General features: G+C 67.2%; 16 protein-coding genes. 3 read left to right on the forward strand and 13 right to left on the reverse strand.

Going from position 1 to position 16,562, the window contains the following annotated elements; genetic code table 11:
• The 13 genes from ACZ5TO_RS23750 to ltnD all read right to left on the reverse strand — a co-directional run bounded on the left by ACZ5TO_RS23750 (nucleotide 1) and on the right by ltnD (nucleotide 13,454).
• On the reverse strand, nucleotides 1-678 hold the full coding sequence (locus ACZ5TO_RS23750; protein ID WP_464801108.1) for a TetR/AcrR family transcriptional regulator: 678 nt from the start codon (nucleotides 676-678) through the stop codon (nucleotides 1-3).
• Nucleotides 675-1,922 carry an alpha/beta fold hydrolase gene (locus tag ACZ5TO_RS23755; protein ID WP_464801109.1) on the reverse strand — a complete coding sequence of 416 codons (1,248 nt, stop codon included), beginning with the start codon at nucleotides 1,920-1,922 and terminating at the stop codon, nucleotides 675-677. Before ACZ5TO_RS23755 ends, ACZ5TO_RS23750 begins: the two co-directional genes overlap by 4 nt.
• Before the next feature lie 3 nt (nucleotides 1,923-1,925).
• Entirely contained in the window at nucleotides 1,926-3,236 is a 1,311-nt protein-coding gene (locus ACZ5TO_RS23760) for an acyl-CoA dehydrogenase family protein (RefSeq protein WP_184142759.1), read from the reverse strand.
• A 22-nt stretch (nucleotides 3,237-3,258) separates the two neighbouring features.
• Nucleotides 3,259-4,308, reverse strand: coding sequence for a 2,5-dihydroxypyridine 5,6-dioxygenase NicX family protein (locus ACZ5TO_RS23765; protein WP_184142762.1), 1,050 nt, complete (start codon nucleotides 4,306-4,308; stop codon nucleotides 3,259-3,261).
• A 204-nt stretch (nucleotides 4,309-4,512) separates the two neighbouring features.
• Nucleotides 4,513-5,253, reverse strand: coding sequence for an SDR family NAD(P)-dependent oxidoreductase (locus ACZ5TO_RS23770; protein ID WP_464801110.1), 741 nt, complete (start codon nucleotides 5,251-5,253; stop codon nucleotides 4,513-4,515).
• Between the two features lie 12 nt (nucleotides 5,254-5,265).
• Nucleotides 5,266-6,168 carry a carbohydrate ABC transporter permease gene (locus ACZ5TO_RS23775; protein WP_184142768.1) on the reverse strand — a complete coding sequence of 301 codons (903 nt, stop codon included), beginning with the start codon at nucleotides 6,166-6,168 and terminating at the stop codon, nucleotides 5,266-5,268.
• 16 nt (nucleotides 6,169-6,184) lie between these two features.
• Complete coding sequence (locus ACZ5TO_RS23780; protein WP_184142771.1) at nucleotides 6,185-7,117, reverse strand: carbohydrate ABC transporter permease; 933 nt, start codon at nucleotides 7,115-7,117, stop codon at nucleotides 6,185-6,187.
• A 72-nt stretch (nucleotides 7,118-7,189) separates the two neighbouring features.
• Entirely contained in the window at nucleotides 7,190-8,497 is a 1,308-nt protein-coding gene (locus ACZ5TO_RS23785) for an ABC transporter substrate-binding protein (protein ID WP_464801111.1), read from the reverse strand.
• Nucleotides 8,498-8,642: 145 nt separating this feature from the next.
• Nucleotides 8,643-9,710, reverse strand: a complete 1,068-nt coding sequence (locus ACZ5TO_RS23790; protein ID WP_464801112.1) for an ABC transporter ATP-binding protein — start codon at nucleotides 9,708-9,710, stop codon at nucleotides 8,643-8,645.
• 96 nt (nucleotides 9,711-9,806) lie between these two features.
• Complete coding sequence (gene denD / locus ACZ5TO_RS23795) at nucleotides 9,807-10,799, reverse strand: D-erythronate dehydrogenase (protein ID WP_464801113.1); 993 nt, start codon at nucleotides 10,797-10,799, stop codon at nucleotides 9,807-9,809.
• Nucleotides 10,800-10,841: 42 nt separating this feature from the next.
• Nucleotides 10,842-11,612 (reverse strand): FadR/GntR family transcriptional regulator, encoded by a 771-nt coding sequence (locus tag ACZ5TO_RS23800; RefSeq protein ID WP_464801303.1) that lies wholly within the window; start codon nucleotides 11,610-11,612, stop codon nucleotides 10,842-10,844.
• Nucleotides 11,613-11,716: 104 nt separating this feature from the next.
• Nucleotides 11,717-12,532 (reverse strand): 2-oxo-tetronate isomerase, encoded by an 816-nt coding sequence (otnI, locus tag ACZ5TO_RS23805; protein WP_464801114.1) that lies wholly within the window; start codon nucleotides 12,530-12,532, stop codon nucleotides 11,717-11,719.
• A gap of 1 nt (nucleotide 12,533) precedes the next feature.
• A complete protein-coding gene (ltnD, locus tag ACZ5TO_RS23810) occupies nucleotides 12,534-13,454 on the reverse strand; it encodes an L-threonate dehydrogenase (protein WP_464801115.1) in 921 nt (306 codons plus the stop codon).
• A 126-nt stretch (nucleotides 13,455-13,580) separates the two neighbouring features.
• On the opposite strand from ltnD, the gene ACZ5TO_RS23815 reads away from it, so the two are divergent.
• Genes ACZ5TO_RS23815 through otnC form a run of 3 tightly spaced genes read left to right on the forward strand, consistent with a single transcriptional unit; the run spans nucleotide 13,581 to nucleotide 16,505 of the window.
• Nucleotides 13,581-14,582 (forward strand): LacI family DNA-binding transcriptional regulator, encoded by a 1,002-nt coding sequence (locus ACZ5TO_RS23815; protein WP_464801116.1) that lies wholly within the window; start codon nucleotides 13,581-13,583, stop codon nucleotides 14,580-14,582.
• Nucleotides 14,583-14,601: 19 nt separating this feature from the next.
• Nucleotides 14,602-15,858 (forward strand): 3-oxo-tetronate kinase, encoded by a 1,257-nt coding sequence (gene otnK / locus ACZ5TO_RS23820; protein ID WP_464801117.1) that lies wholly within the window; start codon nucleotides 14,602-14,604, stop codon nucleotides 15,856-15,858.
• Nucleotides 15,855-16,505: a 3-oxo-tetronate 4-phosphate decarboxylase gene (gene otnC / locus ACZ5TO_RS23825; RefSeq protein WP_184142795.1), complete on the forward strand. Its 651-nt coding sequence runs from the start codon at nucleotides 15,855-15,857 to the stop codon at nucleotides 16,503-16,505. Before otnK ends, otnC begins: the two co-directional genes overlap by 4 nt.
• Nucleotides 16,506-16,562 lie beyond the last annotated feature (57 nt).

Here is a 16,562-nt window from a genome sequence, read left to right on the forward strand (position 1 = left end):
TCACTCCGTTTCGGTGGCCGGCGGCGGCGTCAGGGATGAGAGAACGGCAAGGTCCCTGTCCGGCGCCGTGGAATAGGCGCGCAGGAAGACGCGAAGGCCGTTGCGGATGTAGCGCTCGATGGTCGCCCGGTCGGGCACGGCATCGGGAATGTGCAGCGCCTTGTTGCGCGGCGCCGAGAGGATGAGGCCCCAGAGGTCTTCCGCCGCAAGCTCGGCGTCGTCGAAGACGAGCCGGCCCGCCGCGCGCTGGCGTTCGAGATAGGCGATCATGCCGGCGAGCACCCGGTCGGGGCCGGACGCCTGGTAGGCGCGGCCGACATCCGGCAGCCGCTGCGCCTCGCCGATGATCAGCCGGGCAAGGTTCAGCATGTCGGGACGGAGCACGACATCGGCATAGTGCCAGGAGAAGGCGTGGAGTTCGGCGACCATGCCCGAGGCGGTGGGATACTCGAAGGATTCGAGCATGTGGTCCCGCTCCTCGGTCATCATGGCGGTGAAGAGCTCGTCCTTCGAGGGGAAATACTGGTAGAGCGTCGGCTTGGAGAGCCCCGCCTCCGCCGCGATGTCGTCCATCGAGGCGCTGACGAAGCCCTTCTGTGAGAAGACGGTGAGCGCGGCATCGAGAATGCGGCGTTCGCGCAGGATGCGGTTCTGCTGGCGCTTGGGAAGGGCGGTCATCGCACGACCTCCGACAGGAACGCGCAGAGGACCCTGTTGTAGGCCTCGGGCCGCTCGACATTGCAGACATGGCCCGCATCCTCGATCACCTCGAAGCGGACGAAGGCGCGCGGCGCGGCCGCGACGATGCGGCCCGCAACCCCGCGAATCTCATCGGGGGGCGCAAGCCGGTCGTGCCGCCCCGTCATCATCAGCACCGGCATGGCGAGCCGGGAGAAGTCGAAGCGTTCCGCCGGATGGGTGAAGCAATGGAGCGCATCGCGGTAGGTCGCGGCCGAAATGGCCGCCATGGAAGCGAACAGCGCCTGCCGGACCGCCTCGTCCGCATCCGGCCCCGCCAGCACGTCGACGACCGCCGGCGCGAAATCGGCCGGCGTCCTGCCGGCGTTCAGCGGCACTTCGCGGGCGGCCTGGAATGCCTCGCGCTCGGCGATGCCGGCCTCCGACATGCCCGTGCAGCCGCCGGAAAGGACGAGGCCCGCCAGCCTCTCCGGATGGCGCATGGCGAAGGACGTGGCGATCCACGACCCGTAGGAAAGGCCGCAGAGCACGAGCCGCGCCGCGCCCAGCGCATCGGCGACCCGGAGGATGTCGCTGCAATAATCCTCGACCGTGCTTTGCGCCGCGCCGCGCCCGCTTTCGCCATAGCCGCGCAGGTCGAGCGCGGCGGCCCGCGCCGCCGGCGCCACAGCGCGAAGCTGCGCCAGCCAGTTCATCCGCCCGCCGCCGATGCCGTGCAGGAAAAGCACGAGCGGCCCCGGCCTTTGCGGCGTGACGGTCAGCGCCAGCGGCGGCTCGCCGTCGAGGATGACGGTTTCGAGGTCTCCCGAAAGCTTGCCGAGCGCGGCGATCCCCATCTCGAAGATCGCCTTCGTGCCGGCGGCAATCGCCGGGGCGCGCTCGGCGGAGGCGGAAAACCGTGCCGACCATTCGATCCGGCTGCCGCCGCCCTCGTCGGAGAAAACCGCAAGCCGGGCGTCGTAACGCTCCACCCCGGCAATGCCTTCGAGATGCGTATAGGCGAGCACCCGGTCGGTATCGGAGCGGTAGGTGAGCTGTTCGCGGTAGAGCGTGTCCTCGCCCTTTGCCGTGAAGGCGCGGATCAGGGCGCCGCGCGCATCGCGTTCGGCCCGGATTTCCGCAATCGCCGGGTGCCAGGCGCCGCAGAAATTCCCGGCAACGGCCCAGACCGCGGCAGGTTCCGCCGCGCAACGCCCGATGACCTGAACCTGCTCCTCGGCCATGGCTCAGCGAAGCCCCTTCAGCGTTCCGCCCGTGCCGCGCCAGAGCGAGGAGCGCGCGCCGCCCTCGTCGCCCGGCGCCTTGTCGAGCTCGTCCAGGTCGTAGAGCGTCAGCACGGAGAGGTAGTCCTCCATGATCTCCGACGTATAGGGCAGCATCAGCGCGCCGCAGCGGCTGTCGCGATACATGCGCTCCAGCGGCAGGGATTTCAGCATGGACTGCCCGCCGCAGGTGCGGATGGCGAGCGCCGCGATCTCCTGCACGCCCTCCATCACATTGTACTGGGCGGCATACATGCGCATGACCTGCGCCTTGCTCGGAAAGCCCTGCGCCTCCATGAAGGCCTGCCACCACAGCGCGCGCATGGCGGCGAGCTGGGCGTACATCTTGCCGACGGTGATGCGCTTCGTGCCGAACATGCGCCGGTCGGCCGGCGGCTGGCCGGGCAGCTCGCCGCGCAGATACGCCACGGTGAAATCGAAGGCCCCCTGCGCCACGCCCATATAGGTCGGCGAGAGCGTCGCCATCATGTGCGGCCAGTGCGGCAGGGTCTTGATGAAGATGCCGCGCGGCATCATCAGGTCTTCCTCGGTGACGAAGACGTCCTTCAGCACGAGGTCGCGGCTGTTGGTGCCGCGCATGCCGAGCGGATCCCAGCTTCCGGTGACGGAAAGGCCGGGCGCATCCTTGTGCACGACGAAGATCATCGTGTCCTCGTGGCGCGGCTCCACGCCCTCGAAATGCTCGGTGCAGACGATGGAATAGTAGTCGCAATAGCCGGCGAGCGAGGCGAACTTCTTGAAACCGTTGATGACCCAGCCGCCGTCGACCTTGCGGCAGGCGGTCTGCGCGGGCTTCGAGGTCCAGTTCTGCCCGGCCTCGGAGATGGGCTGCGAATAGATGCCCTGCTCCTTGACCGCGCGGCGGAACTGGCGCTCGCGCAGCGGGGCGAAGGCGGCGCGGTCCTCGTCGGTGAGGCTCGGCAGTTCGTACATGAACCGCGACCACATCATGGAGGAGTTGTGCATGTTGAAGGTGAGCGCCGTCGCGCCGCAATACTTGCCGATCTCCGCGCCGACCATCGCATATTCGCCGAGGCTGAAGCCGTGCCCGCCGAATTCCTGCGGCACCGTCAGCGTCAGGAAGCCCTCGGCGGCGAGGTCCTTGTAGTTCTCCACCGGAAAGGACGCCTCGTCGTCGATCGCCCTTGCGCGCGGCGCGAAACGCTCGCGGCCGAGCTCGTTGATGCGGGTAAGGACCGCCAGCACTTCGGGCCGGATGCGGGAGAGGTCGTAGTAGTCTGCAGGTTCGCTCATCGTCAGTCCTTCTCAAATCCGGTCAGAGGGCGAGATCGCCCTGGAGACGGCCTTCCTTCACCACGACGAGGCCATCGAGCGTGATCGTGCACTTGCGCATCGGCAGGTCGAAATGCCCCTCGGTGAAGCGGCCGGCATATTGGTTGGCGCCGGTCGACCAGAGGAAATTGCCCGCCCAGGCGCGGAACTCGACGGCCTGCATGTCGCGCTTGTCGTAGAGCGCGCCGGAGACCCAGCGGGCGGCGGGGTTCATGCCCCAGCCGACATGGGAAAAGCCGTAGGCCAGCGGATCCTCCCAGGCTTCCATGTAGTCGCGGAAGAGCTCGGCATCCAAACCGTCGCCCTTGATTTCCTTGACGAAATCGTTCTCGACGGTGAAGTCGATGCGGCTCGTCAGGTAGCTCTTGAAGGTGAGGTTCATGTCGCCGACGTCCATGACGATGCGGCCGTTGACCGTGTTCGGCCCCGGAAAGGCGAGGCAAAGCCCGCCCGGCCAGTGGGCGACCGCGCCCGGCGTGGTGCCGAAGCCCGGCGTGCCGCCGCAAGGGGCGTTGCGAAGGTCGATGGCAAGGTCCGTGCCCGCCGCCGAGGTCACGCGCATTTCGCTCGCCTCGCGCAGCATGCGGATGCCGAGCGCCACCTTCGGACCGAGCTCGGCCTTCGGCTCGCAGCGCTCGAGGATTTCCGGATGCTCGTTGCAGATCACGAGGATGCGCGCGCCCGCCTCCTCGATCTCCGGCCATTCGGCGGCGTGGATCATGCCCTCGACGGTGCAGTCGACGATGATCTCGCACTGCTTCATGGCCTCGATCGCCGCCCGGTTGCCCTGGATGGCAAGGGAGGTGCCCGTCGACTTGACGGGAACCGGCGCCGTCTGGCGCGGCGTCGGCATGGTGATCATGCAGTAGTCGGCGCCAAGATCGTGGCAGGCAAGGTCGGCAAGCTGCACCAGCACGGGCCGCGACTGCGTCTCCGCAACGATGGCCACGCGCGTTCCACGGCCTATGCCATTGAGCACGAATACCCGTCGGAAGCAGGCAAGCCACTTCCCTTCAATGCGCTCCTGCAACATTGAATTCTCCCGGTTCTGGATCGCCCCTCAGCGATTTCTTTACTTATGAGTTAAAAATTCTTTTAAGTCTGAAGTTTTGTCAAGTGATAATTCCAGAGGGAATTTCACGCCGCGAAACTGGACGATTTCCGCCCGTTCGCCGGCGATGGGAAAGCGCACGGCGTTGCTCGATATGTGCTTGTTTTGGCAGGAAAAGACAGTGCGTCAGTAGGTGGCCCGGCCGCCCGAGAGGTCGAAGACCGCCCCGGTGGTGAAGCTGTTTTCCTTCGAGACCAGCCAGGCGACCATGGCGGCGGCTTCCTCGACGTCCAGGAAGCGCCCGCGCGGAATCTTGCCGCGCATGTATTCGATGAATTCGGGCGTGAGCTGTTCGAGAATGCGCGTTTCGGCCGTCGCCGGCGTTATGGCGTTGACGGCGATGTCGTAGCCGGCAAGTTCCTTGCCGAGCGACTTGGTAAGCCCGATCACGGCGGCCTTCGATGCCGAATAGGCCGAGGCGTTCGGATTGCCCTCCTTGCCGGCGATGGAGGCGATGTTGACGATGCGCCCGTAGCCGCGCGCCTTCATGCCCGGCACCGCCGCGCGGCAGACATGGAACGTGCCGTGCAGGTTGACGTCGATGATCGTCTTCCACATCGCCACGTCATAGGCGTCGAGCGGCACGGCGGGGCCGGCGATGCCGGCGGAATTGACGACGATCGAGACCGGCCCGGAAATATCCTCGCTCGCTTTCATCGCGGCTTCGACGGCGGCATGGTCGGTGACGTCGACAGCGATGCTGCCGCCGCCGAGGCTCGCCGCCGCATCGCGTGCGAGCGGGCCGTCGATGTCCCACAGCGTCACCCGGGCGCCGGACGCCGCCATGCGCCGCGCCATGGCATAGCCGAGGCCCTGGCCGCCGCCCGTGACAACGGCATGCTGCCCGGAAAGGTCGATCTGGTTCATGGGCCCGCCTTCCTATTCCTTCACCGCGCCCGTCATGGACGAGACGTAGTAGTCGACGAAGAAGGAATAGAGGATGACGACCGGCAGCGAGCCGAAGAGCGCGCCCGCCATCAGCGATCCCCATTCGAAGACGTCGCCGCGCACGAGCTCCGTCAGCACGCCGACGGGCACCGTCTTGTTCTCCGAGGACTGGATGAAGGTGAGCGCGTAGATGAACTCGTTCCACGACAGCGTGAAGGCGAAGATGCCCGCCGAGATCAGGCCGGGCACGGCGAGCGGCAGGATGATCCTGACGAGGATCTGCCAGCGCGAGGCGCCGTCCACCAGCGCGCTTTCCTCCAGCTCGAAGGGGATCGAGCGGAAGTAACCCATCAGCAGCCAGGTGCAGAAGGGAATGAGGAAGGTCGGATAGGTGAAGATCAGCGCAAGGCGCGAATCGTACATGCCGAGCTTGAAGACGATGAAGGCGAGCGGAATGAAGAGGATCGACGGCGGCACGAGATAGGCCAGGAAGACGAGCAGGCCGACGGAGCGAGAGCCGGTGAAGCGCACGCGCTCGATCGCATAGGCGCCGAAGACGGAGGCGAAGAGCGACAGCGCCGTCGAGCAGACGGCGACCAGCATCGTGTTCCACAGCCAGCCCGGATAGGACGTCTGGAAGAGCAGGTACTTGATGTGGTCGAGCGTCGGCCCCACGACCCAGAACGGGCTGTAGTTGTTGTAGTCGGTGAGCTGCGCATTCGGCTTCACGGCCGTGATCGCCATCCAGTAGAACGGGAAGAGCAGCACGAAGACGAAGACGGCCATCGGCAGGTAGAGAACGACGATGCGGCGCGGCAGGCGGTTGAGATAGCTCATCCCCTCGTTGTCGTCGGTGAGAACGTCGGCGGGGATCGTGGTCCTGGTCGTGTTCATGATCTTCCTCCCGGTCTCAATCCTGGCCGCCCTGCTGCCATTTGCGGCGTTGCAGGCCGAAGAAACTGAACATGATGGCGGCGAGCAGGAACGGCACCATCGCCACGGCGATCGCCGCGCCTTCGCCGAGCTGCCCGCCCGGAATGCCGCGCTGGAAGGAGAGCGTCGCCATGAGGTGCGTCGCGTTCACCGGCCCGCCCTTCGTCAGCACGTAGATGAGCTGGAAATCGGTGAAGGTGAAGAGGACGGAGAAGGTCATGACCACGGCGATGATCGGCGTCAGCATGGGCAGCGTCACATAGCGGAAGCGCTGCCAGCTCGTGGCCCCGTCGAGCGAGGCGGCTTCCTGCAGCGAAGCCGGAATGGTCTGGAGGCCGGCAAGCAGCGAGATCGCGACGAACGGAATGCCGCGCCAGACGTTCGCCGCGATGACAGAGGCCCTGGCATTCTGCGGGTCGCCGAGGAAATTGATCGGCCCGTCGATGACGCCGAGCTTCATCAGGGACCAGGAAACGATCGAGAACTGGCTGTCGTAGATCCACCAGAAGGCGAGCGCCGACAGCACCGTCGGCACCACCCAGGGCAGAAGGACGATGGCGCGCAGGAACGACTTGCACGGCAGGTTCTCGTTGAGAAGCAGCGCGAGCCACAGGCCGAGGGCGAATTTCAGCACCGAGGCGACGGAGGTATAGAGCAGCGTGTTGAAGACGGAGAGCCAGAAGACCTTGTCCTGCGCCAGGAACTCGTAGTTCTCCAGCCCGATGAAGACGCCGTCCCGGCCGATCCGCGTATCGGTGAAGCCGAGCCACACGCCGAGGCCGAGCGGATAGGTGAGGAAGCAGACGAGGAACACCGCGGCCGGCAACATGAAGAGGAAGCCGAGCACATTGTTGTTCTGCATCAGCGACGCCATGGCGGATGGCGGCTTACCGGACGGCACGACGGACATGGCTTCTCCCCTGTATCTCGTCTGGAAACCCCGGCGGCAACGCGCCGCCGGGGCCTGGAGCGGTGTGTCGCGTCAGACGCGGTAGTAGCGGTTGGCGCGACGTTCGGCTTCCGCGGCCGCCTCTTCGGGCGTCATCTGGCCGGTCACGGCCGCCGCGAACATGTCGACGAGCACGTAGTCGGCCATCACGCCGGCGGAGGCGTAGCCCAGCGGGCCGGCATAGCCATTCGGGCGCAGCGTCTCCGAGGCGCGCGCATAGGGCGCGTGGATCGGGTCGGCCGTCCAGACCGGGTTGTCGGCGAAGGCCTTGAGCGGCTGGCAGCAATAGGCGCTCGCCCCGGTGATCCAGGAATTCATCTGCTCGGCTTCCATCATGAACTTGATGTAGGCCTTGGCCGCTTCCGGATACTTCGTGTGGTTGAAGAGCAGGAGCGAGCTGGTCTGGTGCAGCTCGACGCTCTGGCCGACGGGGCCGATCGGGAAGTTGGTCGTGCGGATGTCCGCCGCGATCTCGGCGAGCGCCGGGTCCTTCTTCGCCGCGTAGTAGACCGAGACGCCGTTGGCGATCAGCGATACCTGGCCGGCAAGGAAGGCGCGGTTGTTGTTGATGTCCTGCCAGCTCTCGGTGCCCGGGATGAAGGTCTCGTAGAGCGCCTTGGCGTAGTTGATCGCCTTGATCGTCTCCGGGCTGTTGATGGTGACGGCACCGCCCTCGTCCACCATCTTGCCGCCGTGGCTCCACAAGAGCCAGTGGGCATAGTTGTTACCGTCGCCGACGGCCTTGCCGTGCGGGAAGCCGGCGGGCGTGCCCTTGGCCTTCAGCGCCTTGCACAGTTCGAGGAAGCCGTCCGTATCCTTCGGGAACTCCTTGAAGCCGGCGGCCTCCATGTGGCTCTGGCGGTAGACGACCGCGTTGCCGATGGCCGTCAGCGGCATGGCGATGAACTTGTCGCCGCGCATCGCATAGCCCTTCATGCCGTCGTACCAGCCGCCATACTTGCCGCCGAGATAGTTGGCGAGCTCCGTCAGGTCGACCAGCTTGTCGGGATACTGGTGGGCATCGTCGAACCAGCACATGACGAGGTCCGGCCCGGAGCCGACATTGGCGGCCACGGCAGCCTTCGGGCGGATGTCCTCCCAGCTTTCCTTGTCGACGCGGACCTCGACGCCGGTCGCCTCGGTGAACTTCTTGGTATTGGCGAGCCAGGCGTCCTCGTCGCCCTGCACGAACGGCGTCCAGCGCAGGAGGCGAAGGCTGGCGCCCTCCTCCGGCGTGTAGGTCGGCTCGGCCGCCTGGGCGAAGCTCGGTCGGATGCCGAGACCGGCAAGGCCGGCCGCAGCGGCGGATGCTGCAAGAAAATCGCGTCTTTTGAACGTCATTTGCACTCCTCCTAGGATGCGGGCTTTGCTCGTTCGAGCATTCGCCGTCCCGCTTCGGCGAATGCCCCGCATCGGTGCCCGGCCTGCCGGGACCCAATCGCCGCCAGCGCCTCCGGGCCCTCCTCCCGGCGGTGCTGGGCGATGTTCAGTCGACGAGCCTCACGCCCGTCTCGGCATCGAACAGATGCACATGGTTCGCGTCGATCGCGATGCGGATCGTCTCGCCGGGGCGAACGGTCACCCGCTCGCGGAAGACGCAGGTGACCTCCGCGCCGCCGAGCTTGACGACCAGTTGCGTCTCGTAGCCGGTGGGCTCGATCACCACGACCTCGGCCGCAAGGCCTGCCGCATCGAGGGCGATGTATTCGGGCCGGAGGCCGTAGACGAGATCCTTGTCCCTTGCGGCCGCCGCGGGGCGGGCGACCGGCAGGCGCGTGCCGTCCGCCGTCACGAAAGCATGGGCGTCCTCCGGGTCGAGCCGGCCGTTGATCATGGTCATGGCGGGCGAGCCGATGAAGCCCGCGACGAAGAGGTTCGCCGGATTGTCGTAGAGGTCGAGCGGCGCGCCGATCTGCTCGACGATGCCGTCGTGCATGACGACGATCTTGTCGGCCATGGTCATGGCCTCGATCTGGTCGTGGGTGACATAGACGGTCGTCGTCTTCAGGCGCTGGTGAAGCTCCTTGATCTCCGAGCGCATGGCGACGCGCAGCTTCGCGTCGAGGTTGGAGAGCGGCTCGTCGAAGAGGAAGACCTGCGGATCGCGCACGATGGCGCGGCCCATCGCCACGCGCTGGCGCTGGCCGCCGGAAAGCTGGCGCGGATAGCGGTCGAGAAGCTTGGAAAGGCCGAGGATATCCGCCGCCCTGGCGACGCGGCTGTCGATCTCCGACTTCTGGCTGCCGGCGAGCATCAGCGAGAAGGCCATGTTGGCCGCCACGGTCATGTGCGGATAGAGCGCGTAGTTCTGGAACACCATCGCAATGTCGCGCTCTTTCGGCGGCAGCGTGTTGACGACCCGGTCGCCGATGCGGATCTCGCCGGCCGTGATGTTCTCCAGCCCCGCCAGCATGCGCAGCAGCGTGGACTTGCCGCAGCCGGACGGACCGACCAGGATCACGAACTCCCCGTCCTCGATCTCGATGTCGACGCCCTTGATGACCGGAAAGGCGCCGAAGGATTTCCTCACATCGACGAAGTCAACGCCTGCCATATACGTTCCTCCCAGAACCGATTTGCCGTGCCGTGCCGGGGCGGGTCCTCCTCAAGACCTTGCGCCCCGGCGGTCCGCCACGCTTATTCCTGCCCGTCAGCCATGCCCGATGCGACCCTGCAGCTCGTCCTCGATATGGATGCGGATGATCTCGTCGAACGTGCTCTCGGCCGTAAAGCCCAGTTCGCTCGCGCGCTGCGCGTCGAAGTCGGTCGCCCAGCCGGCGACGATCCGGCGGATCACCGGATCCGGCTCACGGCGGATGAGGGCGACCGTCTTCGGCCCGGCGATCCGTCCCAGCGCCTCGATCTCCTCGCCGACGAGGGCGGAAAGGCCGGGCATCGTCAGATTGCGGCGCGGGCCGATGCGGGCCGTGTCCATGCGCGCGGCATGGACGAAGAACCCCACCGCCGAGCGCGGGCTTGCGAACCAGTGGCGCACGCTCTCGTCCACCGGCAGCACGGCTTCCTTGCCGGCGAGCGGCTCGCGCAGGATGTTGGAGAAGAAGCCGGACGCCGCCTTGTTCGGCGTTCCCGGACGGATGCAGATGGTCGGCAGGCGGATGCCGATGCCGTCGAAGACGCCCTTGCGCGTATAGTCGGCAAGCAGCAGTTCGCAGATCGCCTTCTGCGTGCCGTAGCTCGTCAGCGGCGTGGTGAAGAACGTATCGCCGATCTTCTCCGGGAAGGGCTCGCCGAAGACCGCAATGGAAGAGGCGAAGATGACGCGCGGCGCATAGGGCGCCTGCAGGCCCTCCTGCCGGATCGCCTCGAAGAGGAAGCGCGTGCCGTCGAGGTTCACCTTGTAGCCGAGGTCGAAATCGGCCTCGGCCTCACCCGAGACGATGGCGGCAAGATGGAAGATGACATCGGGGCGCCCGGCGACGAGGCCCGCGGCGACGCCGGGATCCGAAACGTCGAGCGCCAGCGCGGAGGCGATAGCCGAAAGCCCTGCGGGAACCGGCGGAAGCACGACATCCACCAGCGTCATCGCCGTAACGTCATAGCCGAGCGCGCCGGGATCGGCCGCGATCTTCTCCACCAGCTTGCGGCCGATCATGCCGGCCGCTCCGATCACCATTACATGCATATGCGGCGGACCTCCCCGTCGTGCCTGTCCGTAGACCGGACCTTAGTGCTGCTCTTGCCCGGAACCCTTCATGCGGCTGCCGGCATCCGCGACCAGTTCCCTCGTGGTCGCGTAGATGCGCTGCAGATGTTTGCGGAATGCCTGCGTCACCGCCTCGCGGTCGCGCCGGCGCAATGCCTCGACGATCTCCACATGGTCGCGGTAGCTCGCGTCGATCGCCCCCGGCCGCGACATGGCCGAGCGGCGGAAATCCATCATGTAGGTGTAGAGATCGGTGACGAAATCGGCGAGCAGCGGGTTGCCGCAGGCCCGGTAGATCGAGACGTGGAATTCCCGGTCGCAGATGAGGAAGCGCATGGCGTCGTCGCCGCCGAGCCAGTGCGCCTCCAGCAGGTCCTCGAGCTTTGCGATTGTCTCGTCGTCGATGGCCTCGGCCGCATCGCCCACCACCTTCAGTTCGACATGCAGGCGCGCGGCATGCACGGCATCCAGATCGTAGCTGTTGATGGCGTTGGACGAGACGATCGTCACCGGCAGGTGGCTGAGGTCGATATTGCTGATGCGCGTGCGGCTGCCCTGGGCGACGTCGAGGATATTGCGCGCGGCAAGCTGCTGGATGGCGCCGCGCACCGTCTCCCGGCTGACATGCATGACATTGGCAAGCTCGCGCTCGCCCGGCAGCTCGTCTCCCGGCCGCAGCATGTTGATCGCGATCAGGACCATGATCTTCTCGGCGATGATGTCGCGCGCGGTGCGCCGGTCGAGCGACTTGCCCACCTTCGGCATTTCGACCAGCACGGGGCGTTCGCCCATCGCCATCCCGACCTCCCACTGATCTACTGGTTGGTCCAGCAGATCAGTTGCCAGCAAAGCCGGAAAGGCCGGGGCCGTCAAGTGAGCTTCGTCGCCGCGCCGCATCAAAAGGACGCCCTTCGATTGTGCGCCGCACGGACGTCCTGAGACCCGCGTGCGCGCTCCAGCCAGCCGAGGCCGTCGAGGGTCGCGCCGGCAGGGCGGTATTCGCAGCCCACCCAGCCCTCGTATCCGAGCGCGTCGAGCGCCTCGAAGATGCGGAAATCGTCGAGTTCGCCGGTGCCGGGCTCGTGGCGCTGCGGCACGGAGGCGGTCTGCACATGGCCGATCACCGGCAGCAGCGCTTCGAGCCCCTTCAGCACGTCGCCGTGCAGGATCTGGCGGTGGTAGATGTCGAACTGGAGCTTCAGGTTCGGATGCCCGAGCCTGTCGACGATCTCGGCCGCCCGGCCGAAATCGTCGAGGAAATAGCCCGGCATGTCGCGCCGGTTTATCGGCTCGATGAGGAGCGCGCGCCCCGCTTCGCCGGCCGCATCCGCCGCAAAGCGCAGCGCGTCGAGATAGGCGGCGGTCGCGGCCGGCTCTCCGGCCGGGGCAAGGCCCGCCATCGCATGCAGCATGGGCGCATCCAGCGCCCGCGCATAATCGAGCGCCCTTGCGACCGACCGGCGGAATTCCTCCGCGCGCTCCGGCAGGGCCGCAAGCCCGCGCTCGCCCTTCGCCCAATCCCCCGGCGGCAGGTTGAAGAGCACCTGCCGCAGGCCCGCCGCCCGCAGGGCCGCGGCAACCTCATCGGCCGGATGATCGTAGGGGAACAGGTATTCGACCGCCTCGAACCCCGCCGCCGCCGCCGCGCCGAACCGCTCGAGGAACGGCCGCTCGGTGAACATCATGGAGAGGTTGGCGGCAAATCGCGGCATCTCAGTCCTTCTCCTCCGGCCCCATGCCGGGCAGCGTGAGCCCGGATATGCCGGCGAGAAGCCGGGCGACGGAGGAATCGTCGTCGCGCCCCATGCCCGCCGCCTCCGTCATGACGAAGAGCTGCAGCGCAGCGCTCGTCACCGGCAGCGGGAATTTCTGCCTTCGCCCGAGATCGGAGACGATGCCGAGGTCCTTGGTGAAGATCGAGACCGCGCTCATCGGCGTATAGTCGCCGGCCAGCACATGCGGGATGCGGTTCTCGAACATCCAGCTATTGCCGGCCGATTTCGTGATGACGTCGAAGACACGGGAGATGTCGAGCCCGAGGCTGCCTGCAAAGGTGATCGCCTCGCATGCGGCGGCGATGTGGACGCCGGCCAGAAGCTGGTTGACGATCTTGAAGGACGAGCCGATGCCGACGCTGTCGCCGAGCCGGTAGACGGTCTCCGCCATGGCATCGAGCGCGGGCGCGGCCGCGGCGAAGGCTTCCGGCGCGCCCGAGGCCATGACCGTCAGCGCCCCGCCCGCCGCCTTCGCGGCGCCGCCGCTGATCGGCGCATCGAGATAGAGAAGGCCCGCGGCTTCCGCGCGCCGTGCGAAATCCTGCGCTTCCTGCGGGGCCATGGTCGGCGATGCGATGACGACCGCGCTGTCACCAAGCGCCGCCGCGGCGCCCTCCGCGCCGAACAGCGCGCTTTCGACCTGCGCGGCATTGACGACGACGAGAACGAGGATATCGGCGCCGCGCGCCGCCTCCGCGGCGCTCGCCCCTGCCCGGCCGCCCGCGGCCTTCAGCGCGTCGAGCGCATCGGGATTGGTGTCGTAACCGGAAACGGAAAGGCCTGCGCGCAACAGAGAGCGCGCCATGCCGAGACCCATGGCGCCAAGGCCGATCACGGCGACCGATTTCGCTGGATCCATGCCGTCCTCCCCCCGCCGTTCTTATGACAGCGCTAACATAAACCCAGTCAAACACATTGACGCGGACCCTGCAAGAAAAATATGTTAGCGCTGTCATAGAGCTTGAAACCGCCTGAAAGACCGCGCATGCCGCCGATCAAACCCACGCTGACCGATGTCGCCCGCCTTGCCGGCGTGAGCGAGATCACCGTCTCCCGGGTCGTGCGCGGCAAGGGGCCGATCGCCGAGGAGACGCGGCTTCGGGTGCGCGGGGCGATCGAGACGCTCGGCTACGTGCCGAACCGGGCAGCCGGCACGCTCGCCTCCTCCGCGTCGCTGTTCATCGGCGTCATCCTGCCCTCGATGCACAACATCGTCTTTCCCGAAGTGCTGCGCGGCATCTACGAGGGGCTGGCCGGCAGCCCCTACCAGCCCCTGCTCGGCGTCAGCGAATACGACCGTGACAAGGAGCAGGAGATCCTCGCCTCCCTGCTCGCCTGGCAGCCGATGGCAATCATCACCGCCGGCTCGGACCATACGGACGTCACGCGCCGGCTCCTGTCGGAAAGCGGCGTGCGCGTCGTGGAACTGATGGATACGGAGGGCGATCCCGTCGACCTCGTCGTCGGCTTTTCCCACCGGCAGGCCGGCTATGACAGCGGCCGGCACCTGATCGCCCGGGGCTATCGCCGCATCGGCTATGTCGGCCACGACTGGGCCGCCGACCGGCGCGCGCGGCTCCGCTACGAAGGCCTCGTCGCGGCGCTTGCCGATACGGGCCTTTCCCTTGCCGCGGAGGTGCATGCGGACGGGCCGAGCTCCGTCACGGGGGGAACGGAGATGCTGCCGAGGCTGCTGGCCGCGGCGCCGGATATCGATGCCGCGGTTTTCGTCAACGACGACATGGCGGTCGGCGGCTATTTCCATTGCCTTGCCGCCGGCATCGCCGTGAAGAAGGACCTCGCGCTCTTCGGCTTCAACGGGCTCGATATCGGCCAGGCGATCCCCATGCCGCTGTCGACCGTGCGCTCCAACCGCTTCGAGATCGGCCGCATCGCCGCCGAGCGCATCATCGCGGAGCCGAAGCGGCCGGCCGTAACCGAGGTGGTGAATACCGGATACGAGATCATCGAGGGCGCGACCGCCTGACGGGCGCAAGGAGGACGAGATGTTCATTGGGGCCATTGCCGACGACCTGACGGGGGCGACCGACCTCTGCCTCATGCTGGCGCGCGGCGGCATGCGCGTGGTGCAGGTGATCGGCGTGCCGGATGCAGCCTTCGATTTCGGCGCGGCGGATGCGGTCGTCGTGGCGCTCAAGTCGCGCACCGTCCCCAAGGAAGATGCCGTCGCCCAGTCGCTCGCGGCCGCCCGCCGGCTGCTGGATGCCGGCGCGCGGCAGATCTTCTTCAAATATTGCTCGACCTTCGATTCCACCGACGAAGGCAATATCGGCCCGGTCACCGAGGCGCTGCTGGAGGCGACCGGTGCGGCGCTGACGATCGCCTGCCCCGCCTTTCCGGCCAATGGCCGCACGGTCTACAGGGGCCACCTTTTCGTCGGCGACCTCCTGCTTTCCGACAGCTCGATGAAGGATCATCCGCTGACGCCGATGCGCGACGCCAACCTGGTGCGCGTGCTGGGCAAGCAGACGGCGCTGCCGGTCGGGCTCGTCGGCTACGAGACGGTGGAAAAAGGCGCAGGCGCGATCCGGGCCGCATTCGACAGGGCCGGAGGCGAGGGCCTGCGCATGCTGATCGTCGACGCCGTCACGGACGACCAGTTGAGGGCCATCGGCAAGGCGGCGGCGGGGCTGAAGCTCGTTACGGGCGGCTCGGGCGTCGCCATCGGCCTGCCCGCCAATTTCGGCTTTCAGGAAGGGGCGGCGAGCGCCCATCCCTTCTCCGCCCCGGCAGGGCGCGCGGCCATCATCGCCGGCTCGTGCTCGGCGGCCACCCGGCGGCAGATCGCCGCCGCGCGCGCGGCCGGCGTTCCCGCGTTGAAGGTCGATCCGCAGGAGATCGCCGAAGGGCGGATGACGGCGGAAGCCGCCGCCCGCTGGGCCATCGGCAGCGATCACGCAACGCCTCTCGTCTTTTCGAGCGACGATCCGGCGGAGGTCGCCCGGGCGCAGGCCGCCCTCGGCCGCGAGGAGGCCGGTGCGCTGGTCGAGCATCTTCTGGCCGAGGTCGCGGTGCGGCTCAGGGCGGCCGGCTTCCGCCGCTTCGTCGTCGCCGGCGGCGAGACGTCCGGCGCGGTCACCCATGCGCTCGGCCCCAAGGCGCTCGCCATCGGGCCGGAAATCGACCCGGGCGTGCCCTGGACCGTCAGCCTCGGCGACGACGAGCCCGTGGCGCTGGCGCTGAAATCCGGCAACTTCGGCACCGACGATTTCCTCCTCAAGGCATGGGACCTGCTGCGATGACCGCCACTCTCTCGGAGGAAACCAGGGCACGCGACGCGATCGCCGCCGTCGGCAAGTCGATCTTCGACCGCGGCCTCACCTTCGGCTCGACGGGCAATATCAGCGTGCGGCTTTCGACGGGCGAGACGCTGATGACGCCGACCAATGCCTCGCTCGGCGCGCTCGATCCGGCGCGGCTCTCGCGCTTTTCCGCGGAAGGCGTGCACACCGGCGGCGACAAGCCGACCAAGGAAGCCTTCCTCCACCAGTGCATGTACTGCAAGCGTCCGCAAAGCGGCGCGGTCGTGCACCTGCATTCCACCCATTCCGTCGCCGTCAGCATCCTTGCCGATACCGATCCCGAGGACGTGCTGCCGCCGCTCACCGCCTACTACGTCATGCGGGTCGGCAGGCTGCCGCTGGTGCCCTACTTCCCGCCGGGCGCGACGGCGCTCGCCGAGGCCGTCGCCGCAAGGGCGGAGAAAAGCCATGCCGTGCTCCTGGCGAACCATGGCCCCGTCGTCGCGGGAAAGACGCTCGCGGACGCACAATATGCGACGGAGGAGCTGGAGGAGACGGCAAGGCTGTTCCTCCTCCTGCGCGGCTCCAATATCCGCCCGCTGACGGAAGAGCAGCGCAAGGCGATAGAGGAGAATGCAAGCCGCTAGCGGCCTTCCATCGCGCCGTTCGCCCGGAACCATTCCGCACCGTCCGCCTTGAAGACG

The sequence above is a fragment of the Shinella sp. Sh6 genome (assembly GCF_055392685.1).